General features: G+C 68.8%; 19 protein-coding genes. 6 read left to right on the top strand and 13 right to left on the bottom strand.

Going from position 1 to position 21,111, the window contains the following annotated elements; translation table 11 throughout:
• Positions 1–44 precede the first annotated feature (44 nt).
• From ACIBH2_RS18230 to ACIBH2_RS18220, 3 genes are all read left to right on the top strand, one after another.
• A complete protein-coding gene (locus tag ACIBH2_RS18230) occupies positions 45–821 on the top strand; it encodes an alpha/beta fold hydrolase (protein WP_397118786.1) in 777 nt (258 codons plus the stop codon).
• A gap of 23 nt (positions 822–844) precedes the next feature.
• Positions 845–1,141: an MGMT family protein gene (locus ACIBH2_RS18225; RefSeq protein WP_397118784.1), complete on the top strand. Its 297-nt coding sequence runs from the start codon at positions 845–847 to the stop codon at positions 1,139–1,141.
• Between the two features lie 75 nt (positions 1,142–1,216).
• Entirely contained in the window at positions 1,217–1,954 is a 738-nt protein-coding gene (locus tag ACIBH2_RS18220) for a VOC family protein (protein WP_397118782.1), read from the top strand.
• Between the two features lie 6 nt (positions 1,955–1,960).
• Here ACIBH2_RS18220 and ACIBH2_RS18215 read toward each other — a convergent pair whose 3' ends face one another.
• From ACIBH2_RS18215 to ACIBH2_RS18205, 3 genes are all read right to left on the bottom strand, one after another.
• Positions 1,961–2,239: a WhiB family transcriptional regulator gene (locus ACIBH2_RS18215; RefSeq protein ID WP_397120856.1), complete on the bottom strand. Its 279-nt coding sequence runs from the start codon at positions 2,237–2,239 to the stop codon at positions 1,961–1,963.
• Between the two features lie 40 nt (positions 2,240–2,279).
• Positions 2,280–2,717 (bottom strand): hypothetical protein, encoded by a 438-nt coding sequence (locus ACIBH2_RS18210; RefSeq protein WP_397118780.1) that lies wholly within the window; start codon positions 2,715–2,717, stop codon positions 2,280–2,282.
• Between the two features lie 62 nt (positions 2,718–2,779).
• Complete coding sequence (locus ACIBH2_RS18205; RefSeq protein ID WP_397118778.1) at positions 2,780–3,214, bottom strand: hypothetical protein; 435 nt, start codon at positions 3,212–3,214, stop codon at positions 2,780–2,782.
• Positions 3,215–3,506: 292 nt separating this feature from the next.
• On the opposite strand from ACIBH2_RS18205, the gene ACIBH2_RS18200 reads away from it, so the two are divergent.
• Positions 3,507–4,403 (top strand): alpha/beta fold hydrolase, encoded by an 897-nt coding sequence (locus tag ACIBH2_RS18200; RefSeq protein ID WP_397118776.1) that lies wholly within the window; start codon positions 3,507–3,509, stop codon positions 4,401–4,403.
• A 1-nt stretch (position 4,404) separates the two neighbouring features.
• On the opposite strand, the gene ACIBH2_RS18195 is transcribed toward ACIBH2_RS18200, so the two are convergent.
• Complete coding sequence (locus ACIBH2_RS18195; protein ID WP_397118774.1) at positions 4,405–5,175, bottom strand: helix-turn-helix transcriptional regulator; 771 nt, start codon at positions 5,173–5,175, stop codon at positions 4,405–4,407.
• Positions 5,176–5,555: 380 nt separating this feature from the next.
• Here ACIBH2_RS18195 and ACIBH2_RS18190 point away from each other — a divergent pair, with 380 nt between their 5' ends.
• The gene (locus tag ACIBH2_RS18190) at positions 5,556–7,310 is read left to right on the top strand and encodes an NTP transferase domain-containing protein (RefSeq protein ID WP_397118772.1); all 1,755 of its coding nucleotides are present in this window, start codon (positions 5,556–5,558) and stop codon (positions 7,308–7,310) included.
• Positions 7,311–7,324: 14 nt separating this feature from the next.
• Here the strand turns inward: ACIBH2_RS18190 and ACIBH2_RS18185 are convergent, their stop codons facing one another.
• From ACIBH2_RS18185 to ACIBH2_RS18150, 8 genes are all read right to left on the bottom strand, one after another.
• Positions 7,325–8,497, bottom strand: a complete 1,173-nt coding sequence (locus ACIBH2_RS18185; protein ID WP_397120854.1) for a thiolase family protein — start codon at positions 8,495–8,497, stop codon at positions 7,325–7,327.
• A gap of 21 nt (positions 8,498–8,518) precedes the next feature.
• Positions 8,519–9,631, bottom strand: coding sequence for an isochorismate synthase MenF (locus ACIBH2_RS18180; RefSeq protein ID WP_397118770.1), 1,113 nt, complete (start codon positions 9,629–9,631; stop codon positions 8,519–8,521).
• On the bottom strand, positions 9,624–10,775 hold the full coding sequence (locus tag ACIBH2_RS18175) for an AMP-binding protein (protein WP_397118768.1): 1,152 nt from the start codon (positions 10,773–10,775) through the stop codon (positions 9,624–9,626). The genes ACIBH2_RS18180 and ACIBH2_RS18175 overlap by 8 nt, the downstream gene beginning before the upstream one ends.
• Positions 10,776–10,783: 8 nt before the next feature.
• Positions 10,784–12,541 carry a 2-succinyl-5-enolpyruvyl-6-hydroxy-3-cyclohexene-1-carboxylic-acid synthase gene (gene menD, locus ACIBH2_RS18170; RefSeq protein ID WP_397118766.1) on the bottom strand — a complete coding sequence of 586 codons (1,758 nt, stop codon included), beginning with the start codon at positions 12,539–12,541 and terminating at the stop codon, positions 10,784–10,786.
• Between the two features lie 262 nt (positions 12,542–12,803).
• Complete coding sequence (locus tag ACIBH2_RS18165) at positions 12,804–14,498, bottom strand: dipeptide ABC transporter ATP-binding protein (protein ID WP_397118764.1); 1,695 nt, start codon at positions 14,496–14,498, stop codon at positions 12,804–12,806.
• The gene (locus ACIBH2_RS18160; protein ID WP_397118762.1) at positions 14,495–15,364 is read right to left on the bottom strand and encodes an ABC transporter permease; all 870 of its coding nucleotides are present in this window, start codon (positions 15,362–15,364) and stop codon (positions 14,495–14,497) included. The genes ACIBH2_RS18165 and ACIBH2_RS18160 overlap by 4 nt, the downstream gene beginning before the upstream one ends.
• Positions 15,361–16,320 (bottom strand): ABC transporter permease, encoded by a 960-nt coding sequence (locus ACIBH2_RS18155; RefSeq protein ID WP_397118760.1) that lies wholly within the window; start codon positions 16,318–16,320, stop codon positions 15,361–15,363. The genes ACIBH2_RS18160 and ACIBH2_RS18155 overlap by 4 nt, the downstream gene beginning before the upstream one ends.
• Positions 16,317–17,900: an ABC transporter substrate-binding protein gene (locus ACIBH2_RS18150; RefSeq protein ID WP_397118758.1), complete on the bottom strand. Its 1,584-nt coding sequence runs from the start codon at positions 17,898–17,900 to the stop codon at positions 16,317–16,319. Before ACIBH2_RS18150 ends, ACIBH2_RS18155 begins: the two co-directional genes overlap by 4 nt.
• A 158-nt stretch (positions 17,901–18,058) precedes the next feature.
• Between ACIBH2_RS18150 and ACIBH2_RS18145 the strand changes: the two genes are divergently transcribed.
• Complete coding sequence (locus ACIBH2_RS18145; protein ID WP_397118756.1) at positions 18,059–20,371, top strand: arylsulfatase; 2,313 nt, start codon at positions 18,059–18,061, stop codon at positions 20,369–20,371.
• Position 20,372: 1 nt separating this feature from the next.
• On the opposite strand, the gene ACIBH2_RS18140 is transcribed toward ACIBH2_RS18145, so the two are convergent.
• Positions 20,373–21,107, bottom strand: coding sequence for a TetR/AcrR family transcriptional regulator (locus ACIBH2_RS18140; protein WP_397118754.1), 735 nt, complete (start codon positions 21,105–21,107; stop codon positions 20,373–20,375).
• Between the last annotated feature and the right edge of the window lie 4 nt (positions 21,108–21,111).

Raw genomic sequence — 21,111 nt, 5'->3', positions numbered from 1 at the left:
CCCGCCCCTCGGCGCCTGTCGTACCCACACGGCAGAATGGGGCGATGTCCGATCTTCATGTCCATCGTTTCGGCCCCTCGACAGGGCCGATTGTGCTTGCGCTGCACGGACTCACCGGACACGGCAGACGCTGGCGGGCCCTGGCCGAGGAGCAGCTGCCCGGAATTCGGGTGGTGGCTCCGGATCTGCGGGGACACGGACGATCCACCTCCCTGCCGCCCTGGGATTTCGAGACGATCGTCGCTGATCTAGAGAATTTGCTAGAAAGCGAGACCAGCAAACCCGTGGTGGTGGTCGGGCATTCGTTCGGCGGCGCGGTCGCGCTCCACCTCTCGCGCACCCGACCCGATCTGGTCCGCGCGCTGGCGCTGCTCGACCCCGCGATCGCCCTCGACCCCGAGCTGCTGCGCACGATCGCGGCCAGCGTGCTCGAACATCCCGACTATGAGAATCTCGAGGCGGCCCGGTTCGACAAACTGGAGACGGCGTGGGCCGAGGTGGACCCGGCGGTGCTCGAGGAGGAGCTCGCCGAGCATCTGGTGCCGAGTACCGAGGGCCGGGTCGCCTGGCGACTGTTCCTCCCCGCGATCCTGTCCTACTGGGGACAGCTGGCCCGCGAGTTCGTGCTGCCGCCCGCCGATCTGCCGACCCTGCTGGTGCAGGCGATGAAGGTGCGTCCGCCCTTCGTCACCCCGGCCTTTCGCACCGCGCTCGCCGCGCACCTCGGCGACCGCCTGGCCGTACACGAATTCGACTGCGACCACATGGTGGCCCAGGCTCGGCCCGCCGAGGTCGCCGCCCTGCTGCGCACACTGCTCTGAACCACCGTCCCGAGGAGCGCGCCATGGCCACCACCGACGCCGATATCGAACGCGTGCGGGAACTCGTCGCCGCCATCCCGCCCGGCCGCGTCGCCACCTACGGCGATATCGCCGCCGCGGCGGGGCTGAGCACACCCCGCACGGTCGGCTGGATCATGCGCACCGACTCCGCCGACCTACCGTGGCACCGCGTGCTGCGCGCCGACGGCAGACCCGCACCGCACCTCGCGGGGCGACAGCTGCGCCGCCTCGCCGAGGAGGGCTGCCCACTGCTCGACGATCGAGTCGACCTGCGCCGCGCGCGCTTTCGGTTCGCATGAATCCTCAGCCAACACATAGGTTCGGATCGGCCGAACGCGCCGCGCGGGGGCCTGGGCTGCGGTTACCGTTGTTGCATGTCCACCCGGCTGGCGTGCGTGGTGTTCGATTCGGCCGAACCGAGGTCCGTGGCCCGGTTCTGGGCCGAGCTACTCGGGTGGGAGGTGACGGTGGACCGGCCCGCCGAGGTCGATGTCGCCGCCCCCGATCCCGACGGCCCGGATGTCGCCCTCACCTTCCTACCCGGTCGGCAGGCCAAGTCCGCCAAGAACCGCATCCATCTGGATCTGGCCAGTAGATCGCTGGATCATCAACGGGTGCAGGTGGATCGGGCGCTGTCGCTGGGCGCCAGACGCCTGGATATCGGGCAGGGCGCGGTGCCGTGGTCGGTGCTGGCCGATCCCGAGGGCAATGAGTTCTGTGTCCTCGAACCGCGCGAGCACTACGTCGATACGGGTGCGGTGGCCGCCATCGTGGTCGATACCCGCGATCCGCTGCGGCTGGCCGAATTCTGGTCCACCGCCTCGGGGTGGCCGGTCACCCACGACACCGCGCGCTACGCCGGAATTCGCTCGGCCACCGGGCAGGGCCCCTGGCTGGAATTCCTTCGCACCCCCGCGGTCTGCCCCGACCGGGGCCGCCTACATCTGGATCTCATCGCCTTCCCCAGTGATGATCCCGCCGAAGAGGCCGCCCGGTTGCGGGCCGCGGGCGCGGTGCCGGTCAGCTCGGTACCCCAGACCAACAATCCGGCGGTGGTGCTGGCCGATCCGGAGACCAACGAATTCTGTCTGCTGCGAACGCCTTCGGACTGACCACCCTCAGGCCGCCTCACCCTTCTTGAGCCGCCGCCGCTCCCGCTCCGACAGCCCGCCCCAGATGCCGAAGCGCTCATCGCGATTCATCGCGTACTCCAGGCACTGCTGCCGGACCTCGCAGCTGTGGCAGATGCGCTTGGCCTCGCGCGTGGAGCCGCCCTTCTCGGGGTAGAACGCCTCCGGATCGGTCTGCGTGCACAGGCCGCGTTCGCGCCAGCCGATATCCTCGAATTCCGAATTGCCCGCAATGGCGTCGAACGCGGCATCGAATTTGGTGAACATCAGTTTCATCGCTGCATCTCCAAGCTGTGAGAAGGAATCGCTAACGGCCCATGGCGCAGTCGCCGACCGCACTGAGCGGCCGGGCCTGCTCGCCGGTCAGAAAAATGCGCCGGGCGTGCACGGCCGCCGGGGAGGACGACCAGGGCGCGAGTGCGGTGGTGAACATGAGTTCGCACCAGGACAGGGCGGGCACCTCTCCCCCGGCCAAGGTGGCGAGCAGCGACATTTCGGTGTCGTGTTCGGCCCAGGCGGCCAGCAACCAGGCGGCGTCGAGGCGGCCGAGGAATTCCTCGGCATCCTCGGGCGGACCGTTGGGGGTGTCGACCGCGAGGTGCACGGTGGCCGAAATGGCGTGACGCATACGGGCATCCAAACCGATGCCATTGTGGAGTAGCAGCCCTTCCAGGGCTTCGCGCAGACCCGCGCCGCGATCGACCCGGAAGTCGTTGCGCCGTTCCGCGGTGGTGACGTCGAACATAGTGTTCCTTTCGGTACTGCTGTGCGAACAGAGATCGGGATTTCGATGGAGGTGCGTAAAATTCAGCCCGCGAATTGCGCGGCGACGGCCCGATATTCGACCAGGGCGGCGAGGGTGCCCGGACGCCAATCGCGACGGCCCGGAACCTGACACCAGTCACCGGCCGGATTCTCGGATTCGGCCAGCAGCCGCAGCGTCATCCCCGCCATGGCCGCCATCCCGAACAACACCGCCGCGTCCACTTCCCGATCGGGAACGGTGAGCTGCACATCGGCCTGCCGTAATCCGGTTTCGGCGCACGCCCTTCCGGCCAGCCATATCGCCCGGGTGGCGGCGGCCATACTCGCGGCCACCTTCGGACCACGCGGATGCACGTGTTCGTAATCCGAAAAAGGGCCGTACCACAGCGCCGTGCCCTCGCCATCACATACGGCGAAAGTCCCGAATCTCGGGTCCCCCGCGGCGGATACCGCGATATGCGGAACCAGCCTGATCATTCTCGACATCGGTAACTCTCTTTCGAACACGGCCGCCCCGCGGAACTGATGGAGACTGCCCGGATCATCGAAATGCATTCCAGCGAACCGCTTCTCATCGAGGCCGCTAATGCATGAGGTGATTACAACTGCCGCGAGTCCGACTTGTCCACCCGCAGGCCGGGTTTGGGCAAACCCCTAGCAGTACCCACACTGACCAGTGTTGGTACCCGTAAGAGCGGCCACTCGGCCGAGATCGGCACTCTGTCAGCAAATACTGTTGCCCGCCGCTTTCAGACCTTACGGTCTCTTCATGTCTTATGTTCAATCCGGTTCCGCCACCGTTCATTTCCGCACGTCGGAGGTGGCGGGACCAGCTCTCGTCCTTGCCCATGGATTCCTCATGGACGAATCGATGTTCGAGCCCATGCGCAAACCTCTGGCTGATGCCGGTATCAATCTCGTAACGGTCGACGCGCGCGGCCACGGACGCACTCGGGCACCCGAGAGCGAACCATTCAGCTACTGGGATCTGGCCGCCGACATCGTGGCCGTCATGGATTCCCTCGATATCGATCGCGCCATTGTCGGCGGAATGAGTCAGGGCGGATTCGCGGCCATGCGACTGGCTTTGGCGGCCCCGCACCGGGTACGGGGATTGGCGCTCATGAGCACCGAGGCGGGTGAGTGCTCACCGGCCGAATTGGCCTGGTATCGAGTCTTCTTCGAACGCTGGTGCGGCACGGAGCCGATTTCACCGCTGATCGCCGAATTGGCACCGCAGCTCATCGGCGGCCAGGATCCGCGCGCCTGGCGGGAATGGACCGTGCGCTGGAGCGACTCCGACCGGCAGGCGGTGCGCACGGCGGCGCGCTGCCTGATGGACCGCCGCTCGCTGACCCACCGGCTGCCGGAGATCGACGTCCCCGCGCTGGTAGTGCGCGGCAGCCACGACGGCACCAGCACCGCCCAGAAATCCGAGGCCCTGGCCGCCGGGCTGCCGGGGGCCGACGGCGTGGTCACCATTCCCGGCGCGGGACATGGTGCGGCGTGGACACATCCGGAATTGGTGACGCCGCTGCTGGTGCGACTCGTACGACGCTGCGAAGCGGCGGAACGGGCGGCCAACCCCTTCTCGGTGCGCGATATCGGCTCCGCCGCGCACCGGCCGACGCCGGTGATCGCGCCCGACGCCTCCGCCGCCGTCTAACTCATTCCCGGTGGCTGTCGTCGGCGCACCAGGTCGGCAAACCGAGGAAGATCTGAATCTGATCCGGATTGTTGGCGCTGAAAACCTTGAACAGCTGCACGGCTATCGACCGGCAGCGGCCGGTGGCGGGATCGCGCAGATGCATGAGGGGGCGGTCGCGGCCATAGGCGGCGACCCCCTCGTCCCACAGTTCCCGGAACAGTTGGTAGCGGCCCAGTTCGGCCAGAAATTCGGTGGACCAGGCGGTATCGCCGGTACTGCCGATGAGCCCGCGCAGCCAGCGCACGGTGGTGCGGACCTCGGATTCCCACTCCACCATCACCTGCCGGGATTTCTCGTTGCCGAGAAACCAGCGCAGAATGTTCACATCCTCGACCAGCCCGGGAAAAGCGCGGGCATAACTGTCGTTGCAGGCCAGCACGTTCCACCGGGTGTCGATGTAGGCCGCCAAATGTGGTTCGTGCAGATCCAGCGCCCGCCGCATATCGGCGCTGATCTCACCGCGCAGCTGGTCGACGGGAGGGAATTCCGCCGCGCCCAGTCCGGCCAGATCCAGCAGATGCCGCCGCTCCACCGGGGAGAGTCCATTGATTCGGTCGAGATATCGCACCAGCGCGTCCACGACTTCGCGCGTGGGGTGGTCGCGATCGCCCTTCTCCAGGTGACTGATATAACTCGCGCTGACACCGGCGTTGAACGCGAGACGTTCCCGTGACACTCCTCGGTCGTCGCGCAGGCGACGCAGCAGCAGGCCGAACGATGGCGGTCGCACATTGTCCGAGTCACGTCTAGGTTTCGCGCTCGTAACCACGACTATCCCTTTCCACAAACTCTCAGCAATCACACCCGACGTCCGCGCGGACCCGGCCGTTCACGACGGTCGGAGATCAGGCGTTCGACTTACCGGAACTGCGGAGATTCCCTCGCTCACCGCCGGTTCCATTTCGGGATAGTGCCACATTTTGTTGTACGCAAGACCAAAACATGGCTGTTTCTTTACCGTGTCGCAATTGGCCAGCCACCATGCATGACCGTCGGCGAACTCTCGGCAATCCGAAAGTCCCTGGCCGCCAACCGCGTCGCGTAGCGGGCCGCACCGCCGGGCCGACTACGATCGACACCCATGACCAGCCGCCTATCGGATCGCCGCTCGTGACGACCGTCGACGCCATCGTGCTCGCCGGTGGGCGCGCCAGCCGGATGGGCGGCGTGGACAAACCCGCCATTGTCGTAGGCGGACAATCGATGTTGGATGCCGCGCTGGGCGCGGTGGCGGGTTGCGCCCGCACGGTCGTGGTCGGGCCACAGCGCCCGGAGTTGCCACCGGAAATCCTGCAGGCGCAAGAGATTCCGGCGGGCTCCGGTCCGGTCGCGGCCATAGCCACTGGCCTGGGCGTATTGGCCGGATGCGACTTCCCGGCCGGGCTCATCGTGGTGCTGGCGGCCGATATGCCCTTCCTCACCGCCGGTGCCGTCGACGAACTGCTCAGGCACGCACGGGAATCCGGCAGCGACGCGGTGTTCGCCGCCGACGAGTCGGGGCGGCCGCAGTACCTGGTCGGGGTGTGGCGGCGCGGCGCGCTCACCTCGGCGGTGAGCCGACTGGAGTCGCTGGTGAATCAGCCGATGAAGGCGCTGGTGCCGGTGGACACCACCATGGTGACCCTGTCGGGGGTCACCGACTGCGATACGCCCGACGAGGTGCGCCACGCCCGCGAGGCGGTCGAGCAAACCGCGGCAATCACCGCACTGACCCTGGAAGAAGCGCGAAGTGTGTTGCGCCACACTGTATCCCCGCTCACACCCAAACGCGTGCCGTTATGGGTCGGGCGTGGCGGCGCACTCGCGGAGCCGTTGATCGCCGCGGACGCGCTGCCGCGCTTCGACGTCTCGGCCATGGACGGCTACGCGGTCTCCGGTGACGGCCCCTGGCACGTGCGCCGCGATATCGGATTCGCGGGCGGACAGCGGCCGGTGGGACTGCTCGCCGGGGAGGCCGTCCGAATCGCCACGGGCGCACACGTTCCCGACGGCACCAGTAGTGTGGTGCGCGACGAGTTCGTGCGCGTCGGTGCCGACGGCCTGCTGGAACGCCTGCCCGACACCCCGATTCGCGATGACGTGCGCCGCCGCGGCGAGGAGTGGGAGCCGGGCACCGAGATCGCGCCCGTCGGCACGCCGGTGACGGCCGCCCTGATCTCGGCCGCCGCCAGCGCGGAGGTGACCGCGGCGCTGGTGCGCGGTCCGGTGCAGGCGCGAATCATCATGACCGGCGACGAGATTCGCAGTGAGGGGCCGCTGCACCAGGGGCAGACCCGCGATTCCATCGGCCCGGTGCTGCCGCAGCTGCTGTCCTGGTACGGCGTGCACACCCAGGACCGGGTTCACCTGCGCGACACCGCGAATGCCTTCGACGAGGTGCTCGCGGCGGCGACGGAGTGCGATCTGCTGGTGATCGTGGGCGCGACCGGCGGTGGCGCGGCCGATCAGCTGCGCGCCTCCCTGGACCGCGCCGCGGCCCGTCCGCTGGTGCGCCGACTGCGCCTGCGGCCGGGCGGTTCCACCGTGGTGGCCCAATTGCGTTCGGGCGCGGTGGTTCTCGGCCTGCCCGGCAATCCCTTCGCGGCGGTCTCCGTGCTCATGGCGCTCACCCCCGCGCTGGTCGCCGGTCTGACGGGCGATATCCGCGACCGGGTGTTGACCGTCCCGCTGGTGAACGCCGCCGAGATCGCCGGTCCCGTCATGCGTCTCGTCCCCGCCCGCGCCCTGCCCGAGGGCGGCTGGGTGGGCGATGTTCATCTGCGCACCAGCCATCTGGCTGGGCTGCTGCATCGCGACGGTCTGGCCGTGGTGCCCGCCGACGCCAGCGACGGTGACCTGGTGGAGATTCTGCCGCTGCTCGGTTGAACGCGCGAAAGCCCTTACAGCGCTTCGATGATCATGGCGTTGGCCTGTCCGCCGGATTCGCACATGGTCTGTAGCCCGTAGCGGCCGCCCCGTTCGCGCAGCGCGTGCACGAGTGTCGCGGTGATGCGCACCCCGCTGGCCCCCAGCGGATGGCCGAGCGAGATGGCCCCGCCGTTCACATTGACCTTGCGCAGATCGGCCCCGGTGTCGTGCGCCCAGGCCAGCACCACGCCCGCGTACGCCTCGTTGATCTCGATGAGGTCGATGTCGGAGAGCCGAAGTCCGGCCTGCTTCAGGACTTTCGCCGTCGCGGGAACGACGGCGGTCAGCATGAGGAACGGGTCGTCGCCGACCGCGATATGGCTGCGAATACGGGCCAGCGGGGTCAGTCCGAGTCGGCGGGCGTGTTCGGTGGTGGTGACCATGACCGCCGCGCTGCCGTCACCGAGCTGGCTGGCATTGCCCGCGGTGATATGCCAGCCGATCTCCGGAAAGCGCCGGGCGACAGCGTCATTGCGGAACGAGGGCGGCAGGTCGGCCAACGCCCGCGCGCTGCCGTCGTAGCGAATGCCCTCGTCGTACTCCAAATCCGCGATGGGTGGCGTGAATTCGGCGTCGAAGAGCCCGTTCTTGGTGGCGGTGGCCGCGCGCTGATGGCTCTCCAGGGAGTACTCGTCGAGCTGGGCGCGGCTCAAACCCCAGCGGGCGGTGATGAGTTCGGCGCTGATCCCCTGCCACGGCACACCCTGCGGATAACGCTGCATGAAATCCACGCCGGTGAGATTGTCGGCGTCGATGAGGCTGGTGCCCATGGGAATTCGGCTGACCGACTCCACCCCGGCGGCGATGACCACATCGCAGTCCCCCGCGATCACCGCGTGCGCGGCGAAGCGCAGGGCCTGCTGGCTGGCGCTGCACTGCCGGTCGATGGTGGTGGCGGGCACCGATTCCGGCAGCCCGGCGGCGAGGGCGGCGCGTCGGGTCACATTGGTGGCCTGTTCACCCACCTGGCTGACCACGCCGCCGATCACCTCGTCGATGACAGCCGGGTCGATGCCGGTGCGGTCCACCGCCGCCCGAATGCTGTGCGCCATGAGGTCCACCGGATGGATACCCGCCAGGGCCCCACCGGGTTTGCCGCGCCCGATCGGGGTGCGCACGGCCGCGACGATCACCGCGTCGCGCATGTGTAGGCCGCTCACCATCGCCTACCGCACCGCCAGCTCGTCGGCGGCGCCCAGTACGCGGCGCATGGTGGCGAGTTTGGCCGAGGTCTCGGCGAATTCGATGTCCACCTGGCTGTCGGCGACCACGCCGCCACCGGCGCGCAGGGTCAGATGCCGTGCGCGCGTGTCGAGTTCGAGGCCGCGCAGCGCCATGTAGAACTGGCAGTCGCCCGCGCTGTCCAGCCAACCCACCAGACCGCCGTAGTAGTTGCGCGCGGATTCGTATTCGGTGATGAGGCGCAGCGCCTCGGCTTGCGGCACACCGCAGACCGCCGGGGAGGGGTGCAGGGTGGCCACCAGGTCCGCCACGGGCAGGCGCGGGTCGAGCAGGCGGCCGACGATCGGTGTGCCCAGGTGCCAGACGCCCGGGGCCGCGACGAGTTCGGGCTCGCCGGGGTACTCCAGCTCCGCGCACAACGGCGCGAGACCCTCGACCATGAAGTCGACCAGGTGCCGGTGCTCGATCAGGTACTTGTCGGTGAACAGTTCGGCGCGCGCCCGCTCGGCGTCCTCGGCCACGGGGCGGCCCGGATCGCGCGGCACGGTTCCGGCCAGGGGCGTCATCGCTATGCGGTCACCGCGCTTGCGCAGGAACAGTTCCGGGCTCGCGCCCATGGTGTAGACGCCGGGGGTGTCCTGGTGTTCGACGAAGTAGCTGTGCACGCCCGGGTACAGCGCGGCGATGCGGTCGTACATGCGCTCGGGGTCGAAAGGCCCGGTGTAGGAGTACCTTTCGGAGCGCGCCACCACGACCTTGTCGAGACCGGAGTGCGCGCGCAGCCGGGGCAGCACGTGGTCGAGCAGGCGCAGGTACTCGGCGATGGCGGCGTCGTTGAAATCGAGGTCGGGCTGGAAGTCGACGGTCCACGCGGGCTCGGTCGGCGCGGTGCACGGGGTGCGCCGACCGATGTAGAACGACGGGCTCGCGGTGTGCGGGTCGAAGGGCACCGAGCCCGCCACGATATCGCCGAAAATGCCGGTGCGGACGGCGGTTTCGGCCTCGGCCAGGTCGGTGAAGCAGACGAGCGAGCCGTCCAGGCCCAGGGAGCAGTCCGGGCCGGAGAGCCGGAAGCGGGCGGAGTGTGGTTCAGACATGGATACGCCGTTCGATCAGCCGTTCGCGAACGGCGCGCCGGTCGATCTTGGAATTCGGGAGCAGGGGCAGTTCGGTGCCGACCACGAGGTGTTTCGGCACCGAGGCGCGCCCCAGGCGGGTGCGGACGAGGTCGCGCAGGAGCTGGGTATCGGGCTCCGACGCCCCCTCGCGGGCGACGACGTACGCGCCGACCAGCTCGCCCCACTCCGGGTCGGGCAGGCCGAGCACGACCGCGGCTTCCACCCGGTCGGCCTCGCGCAGTACCCGTTCGATGGCGGTGGCGGAGACCTTGACCCCGCCGGTGTTGATGAGGTCGTCGATGCGGCCGGTGGGAACCAGTCGGCCGTCGACCCACCGTCCCCGGTCGGCCGTGCGGTACCAGCGCTGGCCGCCGTCGAGGTAGAACCGGGCGGCCTCCTCGGGGTCCGCGCCCAGATAGCCGCCCGCCACGACCGCGCCGCCCAGGTGGATGATGTCGTCCTCGATGCGCACCTCGACGCCGTCGAGCGGTACGCCGTCGTAGACACAGCCACCGCAGGTCTCGGTCATGCCGTAGGTGACGACGACCGTGGTGAGTTCGCGCAGCCGCCGCGCCGTCTCGGCGTCCAGGGGCGCGCCGCCGACCAGCACCGCGTCGAAAGTGCCCAGGGCCGTGCGGGCTTCGCGGTCGGCGAGCAACCGCCCGACCTGGGTGGGCACCAGGGAGGTGTAGCGCCTGCCCGGCCGCATACGACGCGTCGCGGCGACGAACTCCGCGGCGCCGAAGTGCTCGCTCGCGAGGGTGGTCACCGTCGTGCCGCCGAGCACCGCGCGCGAGATCACCTGGAATCCGGCCACGAAACCCGCGGGGAGACAGAGCAACCAGTCTCCGTCGCCGCCGAGTCGGGTGGCCGCGGCGCGGGCCGAGGCGCGCAGGGCGTCGCGGCGCAGCATGGTGCGTTTGGGTACGCCGCTCGAGCCGGAGGTGCACAGCACCACGGCGGTGGAGTCGGGCACCAGCGCCGGAAGGTCGTGGGCCGCGGCGATATCGGTGATCGGCGCGACGGCATCGCCGCCGCGCCGCAGACCGTCGATCTCACGCTGGAGCAGCTCGACGGCCGCGCGTGGGTCGTCGGGCAGCAGCACCGGTCGCAGGGGAATCATGGCTGGCCTCAGGAGTATTCGAGGTCGGACGGGGCAGGTGTCTCCCGGAGGGCGTGCAGCACCGAGGCGGAGTCCAACGCGGCGTCGACGCCGCGCCGGGCGCGGGTGTGCACGTCGCGCAGCTCGGCGCGGGTGATGGGCACCTCGAGCACGGCCAGGCGTCGTTCGTCGCGGCAATGGCGCAGGGCCGCGGCGAGTTCCGGGACCTCGACGGTGCGATGCGCCACCGCGTACGCGGCGCACAGCCGCGCGATATCGACGTTCTGCGGGGTGCCGTAGATCCGTTCGAAGGTATTGCCGTAGGGCTCGCGCCGGTATTTCGGGTCACCCTGTTCCAGGAGTTCGAAGATGCCGCCGCCGCTGTCGTTGGCCACGACGACGAGCAGATTGTCGGGCACGTCCTCGAGTCGTCCGAACTGCAATCCGGAGGCGTCGTAGGCGAAGGTCAGATCGCCGACCAGGGCGATCACGCGCCGATTCGGTCGGGCCAGCGCGGCTCCGATGGCGGCGCTGATATTGCCGTCGATACCGGCCACGCCGCGATTGGAGAGCACCTCGACCCCGGCGGGCAGCGAGCCGGTGAGCGAGACGTCCCGAATCGGGTTGGAGGCCCCGAGCCACAGCACGTCACCGGGTTCCAGAGTATCGAGCACGGTGTCCGCGACACCCAATCCGGTCCGGCGGTCGCGGTCGTCAGTGAGGATCTCGGCCCACTGCCGCCGCATGGTGGCATCCACGGCACGCAGCTCCTCGGCCCACGAGGGCGAGAGGTCGTGTCGGTAAATCGGTTGTGCTGTCAGGACTTTCATGTGCGGCGCGGCGTAGATCCAGTCCTCGCCGTTGTCGACCAGCACGGTGTCCACGTCGGCGCGGGCCAGCATGGTCCCGACATTGCGGTGCAGGGTCGGGCGGCCGTACACCACGACCTGTTGCGGCAGTACGTAATCCAGCACCCAGGGGTGCAGGCGGGCGCGGTCGCCGACATCGACGGTCGGCTCGGCCACGCACGGGATGTGGGGTGGCAGACCGGAGAGATCCGCACCGTCACCCGCGATCACGACGGTGGGTTCGCGCAGGTCGATCTCGTGCGACGAGGTGGATTCGACGGCGCGCGAGGGCATTCGGAGCCATGGTTCGCCGTCGCGGCGTCCGCGCGGGAACGGGGCCGCGAGATCTTCCGGCGGATGTCCGGACGAGAGCGGGACGTCGAGTTGGACCGGCCCGGGACGACCGTGGCGGCGACCGGAGGCGATACCCAGCGCCCGGCAGACCTGCGACCGCACCACGCCATTGGTCTCGGGCCGCAACATGTCGCCGGACCAGATCTGCTGCACGTGGCGCACCTGCGAGGTGAGCAGCGCGGTCTGCTCCACGGTCTGGGAGGCCCCGGTGCCCAGCGCCTCCGGCGGCCGATTGGCCGTGACCAGCACCAGCGGAATCCCGGAGTAGTTGGCCTCGGTGACGGCGGGCAGCAGATTGCAGACGGCGGTGCCGGAGGTGGTCACCACGGCCGCCGGACGACCGGTGGACTTCGAAATACCCAGTGCCACAAAGGCGGCCGATCGCTCGTCCAGGCGCACCTGGAGGCGGAGGGCACCGGCGGCGGCGCGGCGCGCCAGCTCGAAGCCGAGCGGGCCGTTGCGCGAGCCCGGGCAGTACACCACCCATTCGATGCCGTTGCGGAGCAGTTCGTCGACCACGATCGACGAGATGACCGAGGGCACCGAGACCGGCGCCGCGAAGCTCGCTTCCCACTGATAGCTCATTGTTCTCCATGCACTGCCAGCCTCATCGGCGGACGTGATGTCGAGACGTCAAGCTCCTACCCGCCCCTGGAAAATCGCCGATCGCACAGAACGACCTGGTCAACCGACCGGCATCCTGACAGCAACAGGTTATAGAGGCGTGTCGGAGCTGTCAAACGAACTCCAGGTGGTGAAAAATGGTGTGTTTCTACACATTTCGCAATACGTGGGATGTATGGATAATGTGCGCGAATCTTCTTCGGCGCGTTGGCTAACCACCAGTTCAAGCGCCTATCGCGACGGCTTCGGCGGATTTTCCGCGGCGGCGCGTTACCGCCGGGTCGGGTACGGGGACCGCGTCCAGCAAACGGCGAGTGTAGTCCTGGGCCGGATGTCGGAAGACCCGTTGCACCGGACCGGACTCCACGATGGACCCCTCGCGCAGTACCACCACGCGGTCGGCCACCTGATCGACCACGGCCAGGTCGTGGCTGATGAACAGGCAGGCGAACCCGTATTCGGCGCGCAGGTCGGCGAACAGGTCGAGGACCTGGGCCTGGACGGAGACGTCGAGGGCGCTGGTGGGCTCGTCGGCGACCAGCAGGCGCGGGGCCAGCGCGAGCGCGCGGGCCAGGGCGACGCGCTGGCGCTGGCCGCCGGAGAGTTCGCCGGGCCGCCGGGTCGCGTAGGAGCGTGGCAGCCGGACGGATTCGAGCAGGTCACCGACCTTGGCCTGGAGCAGCGCGCCGGAGGCGGCGCGGTGCACCCGCAGCGGTTCGCCGATGGCGTCGGCGAGGCTGCGGCGCGGGTCGAGCGAGGCGGTGACGTCCTGGTGGACCAGGGCCACGTGGCGGCGCAGGCCGCGCAGGTCACGGCGGGAGAGCCCGCGCAGCGCGACGCCTTGCAGGATCACCTCGCCCGAGGTCGCGGGGACCAGCCCCAGGGCGGTGCGACCGAGTGTGCTCTTCCCGGAACCGGATTCGCCGACCAGGCCGACGACCTCGCGCGGGGCGAGGGTGAGCGACACCTGGTCCAGGGCGCGGAACGCACGGCCGCGACCCCGGTACACGACCCCGAGCGCGCGCGCGACCAGCACCGGATCACGGTCGGGGTCCCACGCGCCCGCATGTCCCGGATAGGTCTCGGGCGCATCCGGTACGGCGGTGACGCCGGTCACCGATTCCTCCTGCGGCTCCGGCAGTTTCGGCACGGCCGCGAGCAGCGTGCGGGTGTACTCCGCGCGCGGTGCGGCGAACAGGTCGTGCACCGGCCGCTCTTCCACCACCCGGCCCGCGTTCATGACCACCACCCGGTCGGCGATCTCGGCGACCACGCCGAGATTGTGCGTGATGAACAACACGGCGGTGCCGCTGCGGCGCTGGAGGTCTCGCAGCAGGTCGAGGATCTCCGCTTGGACGGTGACGTCGAGGGCGGTGGTGGGCTCGTCGGCGATGAGCAGATCCGGCTGGCCGGAGAGGGCGAGCGCGATGACGACGCGCTGTTTCTGACCGCCGGAGAGCTGGTGCGGATACCAGTCGACGCGGCGTTCGGGCTCCGGGATGTCCACCAGGCGCAGCAGTTCCACGGCGCGGGCGCGAGCCGCGGCCTTGGTGATGGGCGCGTGCGCGCGCAGCGCCTCGGTGATCTGGGCACCGATCCGGCGTACCGGGTCGAGCGCGGTCTGCGGTTCCTGGAACACCATGGCGGCGCGGGTGCCGCGCACGGCGCGCAGCGCGTCCTCGCTCACCCCGACGATTTCGCTGTCGCCGAGGCGAATCGAGCCGGTCGCGGTCGCGCCGTCGGGCAGCAGCCCCAGGACGGCCCGCGCGGTGAGCGACTTGCCGGAGCCGGATTCCCCGACCAGCGCCACGATTTCGCCCGCTCGCACCCGCAGTGAGATGTCGTCCACCACGGTGCGGTCGCCGAAACGCACCACCAGGTCCTGGATTTCGAGCAGTGCGGCGGTGTGGTCGCTCATCCGATCCTCCGGGCGCGGCCCAAGGACTGGGCGATCAACAGGAATCCGAGGGTGAGGCCGGTGACCACGACCAGCGGTCCGGCGGCCATGGCCCAGTTGGCGTCGAGGTTGGCGATGGACTCGTCGAGAATGGAGCCCAGCGAGGGATCCGGCGGGCGGACCCCGATACCGATGAAACTCATGGCTCCCTCGATGAATACGGCGATGGACATGGACAGCGCGAGCTGCACCGAGAGCGGTTCGAGCACATTGGGCAGGATGTGGCGGCGCAGGGTCCACCAGGTGCCCGCCCCGATCACCTCGGCGGCCTCGACATAGGCGTGCTCGCGCACCTGGAGGACGGCGGTGCGAATGTGCCTGCCGAACAACGGTATTTCGGCGGCGATGATCACGATGACCACCGCGTGCAGACCGGGACCGGTGATGGCGCTCAGGGCGATGGCGAAGATGAGCGCGGGGAAGGCGAGCACGAGGTCGAAGACGCGCTGCGCCACCACATCCGCGACGGGGTTGACGCTGGCGACCAGCCCGATCGACCCGCCGATGACCGCGCCGAGCGGGACGGCGACGAAGACGATGAACAGGTCGACGCGAATGCCCTCGAGGACCCGCGCGAACACGTCGCGATTGAGTTCGTCGGTGCCGAACCAGTGTTCGGCGCTCGGGCCGAGCAGGTTGGCGTAGGGAATCTGAACCAGCGGGTCGTACTGGGTGAACAGCGGTCCGAGCAGGCCCAGCACCGAGATGGCGGCGATCAACACCACGCCCACGAGCCCTTGACCCGATCCGAAGGCCGTGCGCCACAGCGGTTTCCGTCGTGGTTCGAGATCGACGGCGGTATCCGCCTCGACGGCGAGGGTGCTCATGCGCGACCTCCGATACGAATACGGGGATCGAGCCAGGCGTGCGCGATATCCGTGATCAGCTGGATGGCGACGAACACCGCCACCGACAACAGCAGCAGCACCTGCACCACCGGATAGTCGCGGCGGCTGATGCCCTGTTCGATGAGCTGCCCGATGCCCGGCCACGCGAACGCCGCCTCCACGATGACGGCGCCGCCGAGCAGCTGCCCGGTCTGGATGCCGAGCGAGGTCAGCATGGCGGGCAAGGCGTTTCGCAGCGCGCTGTGGGTGACGATCCGCCGATGCGACACACCCAACGCCCGCGCGGTGAGCACATACGGCTTGCGCAGTTCGGTGCGCAGCGATTCGGTGAGGAATCGGGTCAGCGCCGCCGCCACCGGAAGGCCCAGGCACAGCGCGGGCAGCAGCAGGTACTGCACCGCGATATCCGGGTGGGCGATGAAGCCGTCCGGCGGTACGCCCCCGGCGGGGAGGATGGGAATCGCGATGGCGAAGATCAGGACCAGCAGGACCGAGGTGACGAAGTTAGGAATCGCCACGGCGAGCGTATTCGCGGCCGCCACAATGGCATTCAGCCAGCGCTTGGGCCACAGCACCGAGGCGAGGCTCACCGACAGGCTCACGACCACCGCGAAGAGCAGCGCCGCGGCCGTCAGCACCAGCGTATTGGTGAGGCCGTGCGCGATCAGCTCGGTGATCTGTCCGCCGATGAGATAGGAGCGGCCGGGGTCGCCGGTGAGCAGATCGGTCAGCCAGGAGATGTACTGGGCGAGCAAGGGTCGATCGAGGCCGAGCTGATGGCGGACGGCGTCGACGGCCTGCGGGGTGGCGTCGCTTCCGGCCAGCACCGTCGCCGGATCGCCCGGCACCAGCCGCAGCAGCGCGAAAATGAGCACGGACGCGCCGAACAGCACCGCCAGGGCCGACGGTATTCGCCGCAGCAGATAGGCCGTCATGACAGGAACGTCTCGGTGAACACGGCCTCGCGCCGCTTGGTCCAGCCCACCCCGTGCAGCTTCCCGCTGCTCCCGGCCGCATGGAATCGGACCCCGATCTCGATGAGGAACAGCCCGTCGAGCAGCTGGTCGCTCAGGGCCCGGTAGGCCCGAACCGCTTCCGCCCCAGTGCCATTGGACACCTTCCACGCGGCATCGGCGGCGGCCAGGTAGGCGGGTGATTCGTAGTGCGAGGCGTTCTTGCGGGCATTGAACGGGTACGCGCTGACCGTGAGGGTGGATGGCGTGAACTGCGCCCACGAATGGTCGGTCACCCACAGTCCCGGGAACTGCGCGCCGATGAGCTGTTTGACGAAGGTGGCGGCCTCGGTGGGCACGAGCTCCACCTCGATGCCGATCTCGGCGAGATTGGCCTGCACGATCTGGGCGGCCGCCTCGTGGGTGGCGGTCGCCGACGCGAAGGACAGCGGCAGCTTCGGCGGCTTCGGCACCTGCGCCAGCAAGTGTCGGGCCTTGTCGAGATCGCGGGCGAAGCGCGTGTTGCGGGACTCGTCGTAGGCGGGAGATCCCTTGGGCCACGGCAGATTCGCCGCGTAGCCGACGCCGCGGAAGACCTCCTCGATGATGCGGTCCCGGTCGAGGGCGTAGGCGATGGCCTGGCGCAGCTTCACGTCGGCGAGCGCGGGGACGGTCACATTCGCGCCGACATAGAGTTGCAGCTCCGCGCCCTCGTAGCGGATGGAGCGCAAACCGTTCGTCTTGCCGAGGTTTTCGAGATCTCGATAGGTGATGCCGTCGGCCAGGTGGATGCGCCCGGTCTGGAGTGCGTTGAGCTGGGCCTGATTGTCGGTGATGACGCTGAGTTCGACGCGATCCAGATACGGCCGATCGGGAATCCGGTAGGCGGGGTTGCGTTCGAACACCAGCTGCGAATTCGGCACGCGGGACACGAATCTGAACGGACCGGTGCCGATGAACGCCTCGCCGGTGCCCACCTTGTCTATGGTCTCGCTGTCCAGGATCGGCACGGTGTCGAGCAGGTCGAAGATATTGCCCAGCGGATGCGCGAAGGTCAACGTGATGCGGTGCGGGTCGCTGGTGTCGAAGCCGGTGATGGCGGCGGCGGTGCTCTTCAGCTGGGCCGACCATTTCGGGTCGGCGTAGGTCCGCAGCGCGAATTCCACATCCTTGGAGGTGAAGGGCCGCCCGCTGTGGAATGTCACATCCTCGCGCAGGTCCAGGGTGATCGAGAGACCGTCCGGCGCGAGTGCCCATTTCTCGGCGAGCAGTGGTCCGGGTTCCAGCTTGTCGTTCGGATAGCGCACCAGGGTTTCGTAGACCAGGCCGACCACATAGGGCGTGGTGCCGGTATTGGTGAGAATGTTCGCGGGCACCAGATCGGCCAGGACGCCGTACTTCAGCGTCCCCCCGCGCACCGGCTGTGCGTTGTCGTCCCCGCCCCGCTGTTGGTTCACCGCCGACGTGCAGCCCGCGAGCGCACCGCCGCCGACAATGGCGAGGGCGGCGACGCTCGCGCCGCGCAGGAAGTGTCGGCGATTCACGCCGGGGGACGAATTCATGTGGGGTTCCTCGTACTACGTGCCGATGGCCGATCCCGTGGGGGTAACCGGCGGTGTGGTGGCGGCGACGCTACCGAGGGGTGTGGCCGGTGACAGCGGTTGTGCGCACCGTGCGCCTAATCCTGGCCAGTGGCACGGCCCGGATCTTTGCTGGAGGCATGCCTGTACCTCCCCACGCCCGCGGTTACGAGAGCTTCACCGGCGAGATCGGCCGCACCACCGCGTCGTCCACGCCCGCCTGGGATCAGCGCCCTTCGGCTCCCGAGGGTGCGCCGAATATCGTCGTGGTGGTCGTGGACGATATGGGCTACAGCGATATCGGACCGTTCGGCTCCGAGATCGAGACGCCCACCTTGGATCGGCTCGCCGCGAATGGGCTGCGACTGAGCAACTTCCACACCACACCGCTGTGCTCACCCTCGCGGGCGGCCCTGTTGACCGGATTGAATTCGCACCGTGCGGGTTTCGGGTTCGTGGCCAATGCCGATCCCGGCTATCCCGGCCTGCGCCTGGAATTGGCCGACGATGTGCTGACCTTGCCGGAGATACTGCGCGCCAACGGTTATGCCACCTATGCCGTCGGCAAATGGCATCTGGTGCGCGATGCCACGCTGCATCCCGCGGCGAATCGGGATTCCTGGCCGACCCGGCGCGGATTCGACCGGTACTACGGGTCTTTGGAGGGGCTGAACTCCTTCTTCCACCCGAATCAGCTGGTGTCGGACAACTCCCCGGTGGATATCGAGGAGTACCCGGAGGGCTATTACCTGACCGACGACTACACCGACAAGGCCATCGGCTATCTGAAGGAGCTGCGCGCACACGACGCGTCCAAGCCGTTCTTCCTGTACTTCGCGCACACCGCCGTCCACGGACCGTTGCAGGTGAAGACCGAGGATCGGGAGAAGTATCGGGGGCGCTACGCCGAGGGCTGGGATCGGTTGCGGCAGAGCCGATTCGCCGCACAGCTGGCGCAGGGGTTGTTCGAGCCCGGTACGAAACAGAAGCCGCGCAATACCGAACCGGGTTACGAAGCGCGGGAGTGGGATTCGCTGACACCCGAACAGCGCGAACGCTTCCAGCGGTACATGGAGGTGTACGCGGGCATGGTCGACAGCATCGACCAGAGCCTGGGCCGCATTGTGGAGGTCCTGGAGCGGTTCGGTGAGCTGGACAACACCATTATCGTGTTCACCTCCGACAATGGCGGCACCGCCGAAGGCGGCCCGGAGGGCACCCGCAGCTACTTCGCGCAGTTCGCGCAGGTGACCGAACCCGACTGGGAACGCGATGTGCCCCACGACGAGTCGCTCATCGGCACCGCCCGCCTCGGGGTGCACTACCCGCGCGGGTGGGGCCAGGCGTCCAATACCCCGTTCCGGTTCTACAAGGGCCAGACCTTCGCGGGCGGTGTCCGCGTGCCCTTCGTGCTGTCCTGGCCCAAGGGCCTACCCCGCACCGACGGCGATACCGGTATCCGCCACGAGTACGCCTACGTCACCGATCTGACGCCGACCCTGCTGGAGCTGGCGGGACTGGAACGCCCGACCGTGCGCGATGGCTTGCCCGCCAAGGATGTCGACGGGGTATCCGCCGTGGATATCCTGCGCGACCCCGCCGCCCCCTCCCGGCATATCGAGCAGTACTCCGAGGTCACCGGCCACCGCGGCTTCTACCGCGACGGCTGGAAACTGCTCGCCCTGCACGAACCCGACCGCGATATCGACGATCCGCGCTGGCAGCTCTTCGATGTTCGCGCCGACCCCACCGAACTGCACGATCTCGCCGAGCGGTTCCCGGAGAAGGTCGCCGAACTCGCCGCGGCCTGGGACGAACAGGCGTGGCGCAATACGGTGTTCCCCCTCGTCACCCGCCAGGATCTGGCGTTGCGCCGCCCCGAGGAGGCGCGCTTCGCCGATCCGGTCCGCATCCTGCCGGGCACCCCGACCTTGGAGCGCTACCGCGCACAACGTCTGATCGCCTTCCGCGACTTCACCTTCGAGGTCGAACTCACCGGGTACCGCACCGGTGACGAAGGCGTGCTGGTCGCGCACGGCGACACCCTCGGCGGCTACCTCCTCTATATCGAGGACGGCCGCCTGGTCTTCGGCGTCAACAGCTACGGCCGCTATCACGCCGTCGACGCCGGGCCGGTTCCCCTCGGAGCCACCCGTCTCACCGCCTCGGCGGCGGTCCGCGAACACCTGCGCTGGGATTTCACCATCGCCGTCGACGGCGAGCGCGTGGGCGAACTCCGCGATCAGGTGCAGCTCGTCGGTATGGCCCCCTGGACAGGAATTTCGGTGGGCCTCGACGCCCGCGGCCCCGTCTCCTGGGAGCTGCGCGAACGCCACGGCGTCTACCGCTACACCGGCGCGCTGCGCGCCGTCACCTACACCCCCGGGCCGATCGGCGTACCCGCCGACACCATTCGGGCCGTGGAGACCGAGGCGGAATTGGTGGCCGAATAGCTCAGCCCTTCGGCAGCCCCAGACGGGCGGCGATGCCGTCGAGCAGACAGGCCAGCGTCCACTCGACGGAATCGTCCACCGCCGTGGGTGAGCGCCCCTCGAGCCAGCGCGTGAAGGCCGGGTAGCGGTCGTCCGCGAGCAGCGGGCGCAGTACGGGTTCCGCGACGGCGGCCAGTTCCTCCTCGGTGTGCAGTCCGGTGCGGGCGCGCATGCGCTGCTCCTCGGCCGTCTGCAGCGCCGCGCCGAAGAGATGGCCGTCGATGGCGGCGGTGATGCGGGTCATCTCGTCGGCGCCGAGGCCGAGGGGTTCCAGCAGCGCGAAGCGGAAGTCGAAGTAGCGCAGGGCATTCGGGCCGAACGGCGGGCGCGTGTGTACGAGGCTGCCGAACCACAGGTGCTTGGCCAGGACCGTCCAGGTGTCGAGGGACAGCCGTTCCAGCCCGGCCCGCCAGCTCCCGGAATGCGCTGCGGGGAGCGGGATTTCGCCGTACACGGCGTCGATCATGAGGTCCACCAGACCGTCCTTGCTGCCGACATAGCGGTACAGCGACATCGGGGTGGACGCGCCGACGGCCGTGGCGATACGGCGCATGGTGAGCGCGGCGGTGCCCTCGGCATCGGCGAGGGCGAGGGCGGCGCGCAGAATGCCCGCCCGGCTCAGGGTGGTGGTGGGGCGGCCGGGCGGTTCGGGCAATGACCAGATCAGCGGCCCGGGTGGGGTCGTGTCCTCTTTCATAACG

It is taken from the genome of Nocardia sp. NPDC050406 (assembly GCF_044459025.1).
Lineage (GTDB): Bacteria > Actinomycetota > Actinomycetes > Mycobacteriales > Mycobacteriaceae > Nocardia.
This window is presented reverse-complemented; position numbering and strand designations above follow the sequence as displayed.

Bases quoted from the DNA above. Each gene is read 5' to 3' on its own strand.
- ACIBH2_RS18230 (WP_397118786.1), top strand. From the start codon at position 45: ATGTCCGATCTTCATGTCCATCGTTTCGGCCCCTCGACAGGGCCGATT.
- ACIBH2_RS18225 (WP_397118784.1), top strand. From the start codon at position 845: ATGGCCACCACCGACGCCGATATCGAACGCGTGCGGGAACTCGTCGCC.
- ACIBH2_RS18220 (WP_397118782.1), top strand. From the start codon at position 1,217: ATGTCCACCCGGCTGGCGTGCGTGGTGTTCGATTCGGCCGAACCGAGG.
- ACIBH2_RS18215 (WP_397120856.1), bottom strand. From the start codon at position 2,239: ATGTTCACCAAATTCGATGCCGCGTTCGACGCCATTGCGGGCAATTCG.
- ACIBH2_RS18210 (WP_397118780.1), bottom strand. From the start codon at position 2,717: ATGTTCGACGTCACCACCGCGGAACGGCGCAACGACTTCCGGGTCGAT.
- ACIBH2_RS18205 (WP_397118778.1), bottom strand. From the start codon at position 3,214: ATGATCAGGCTGGTTCCGCATATCGCGGTATCCGCCGCGGGGGACCCG.
- ACIBH2_RS18200 (WP_397118776.1), top strand. From the start codon at position 3,507: ATGTCTTATGTTCAATCCGGTTCCGCCACCGTTCATTTCCGCACGTCG.
- ACIBH2_RS18185 (WP_397120854.1), bottom strand. From the start codon at position 8,497: ATGCGCGACGCGGTGATCGTCGCGGCCGTGCGCACCCCGATCGGGCGC.
- ACIBH2_RS18180 (WP_397118770.1), bottom strand. From the start codon at position 9,631: ATGTCTGAACCACACTCCGCCCGCTTCCGGCTCTCCGGCCCGGACTGC.
- ACIBH2_RS18175 (WP_397118768.1), bottom strand. From the start codon at position 10,775: ATGATTCCCCTGCGACCGGTGCTGCTGCCCGACGACCCACGCGCGGCC.
- menD (WP_397118766.1), bottom strand. From the start codon at position 12,541: ATGAGCTATCAGTGGGAAGCGAGCTTCGCGGCGCCGGTCTCGGTGCCC.
- ACIBH2_RS18165 (WP_397118764.1), bottom strand. From the start codon at position 14,498: ATGAGCGACCACACCGCCGCACTGCTCGAAATCCAGGACCTGGTGGTG.
- ACIBH2_RS18160 (WP_397118762.1), bottom strand. From the start codon at position 15,364: ATGAGCACCCTCGCCGTCGAGGCGGATACCGCCGTCGATCTCGAACCA.
- ACIBH2_RS18155 (WP_397118760.1), bottom strand. From the start codon at position 16,320: ATGACGGCCTATCTGCTGCGGCGAATACCGTCGGCCCTGGCGGTGCTG.
- ACIBH2_RS18150 (WP_397118758.1), bottom strand. From the start codon at position 17,900: ATGAATTCGTCCCCCGGCGTGAATCGCCGACACTTCCTGCGCGGCGCG.
- ACIBH2_RS18145 (WP_397118756.1), top strand. From the start codon at position 18,059: ATGCCTGTACCTCCCCACGCCCGCGGTTACGAGAGCTTCACCGGCGAG.
- ACIBH2_RS18140 (WP_397118754.1), bottom strand. From the start codon at position 21,107: ATGAAAGAGGACACGACCCCACCCGGGCCGCTGATCTGGTCATTGCCC.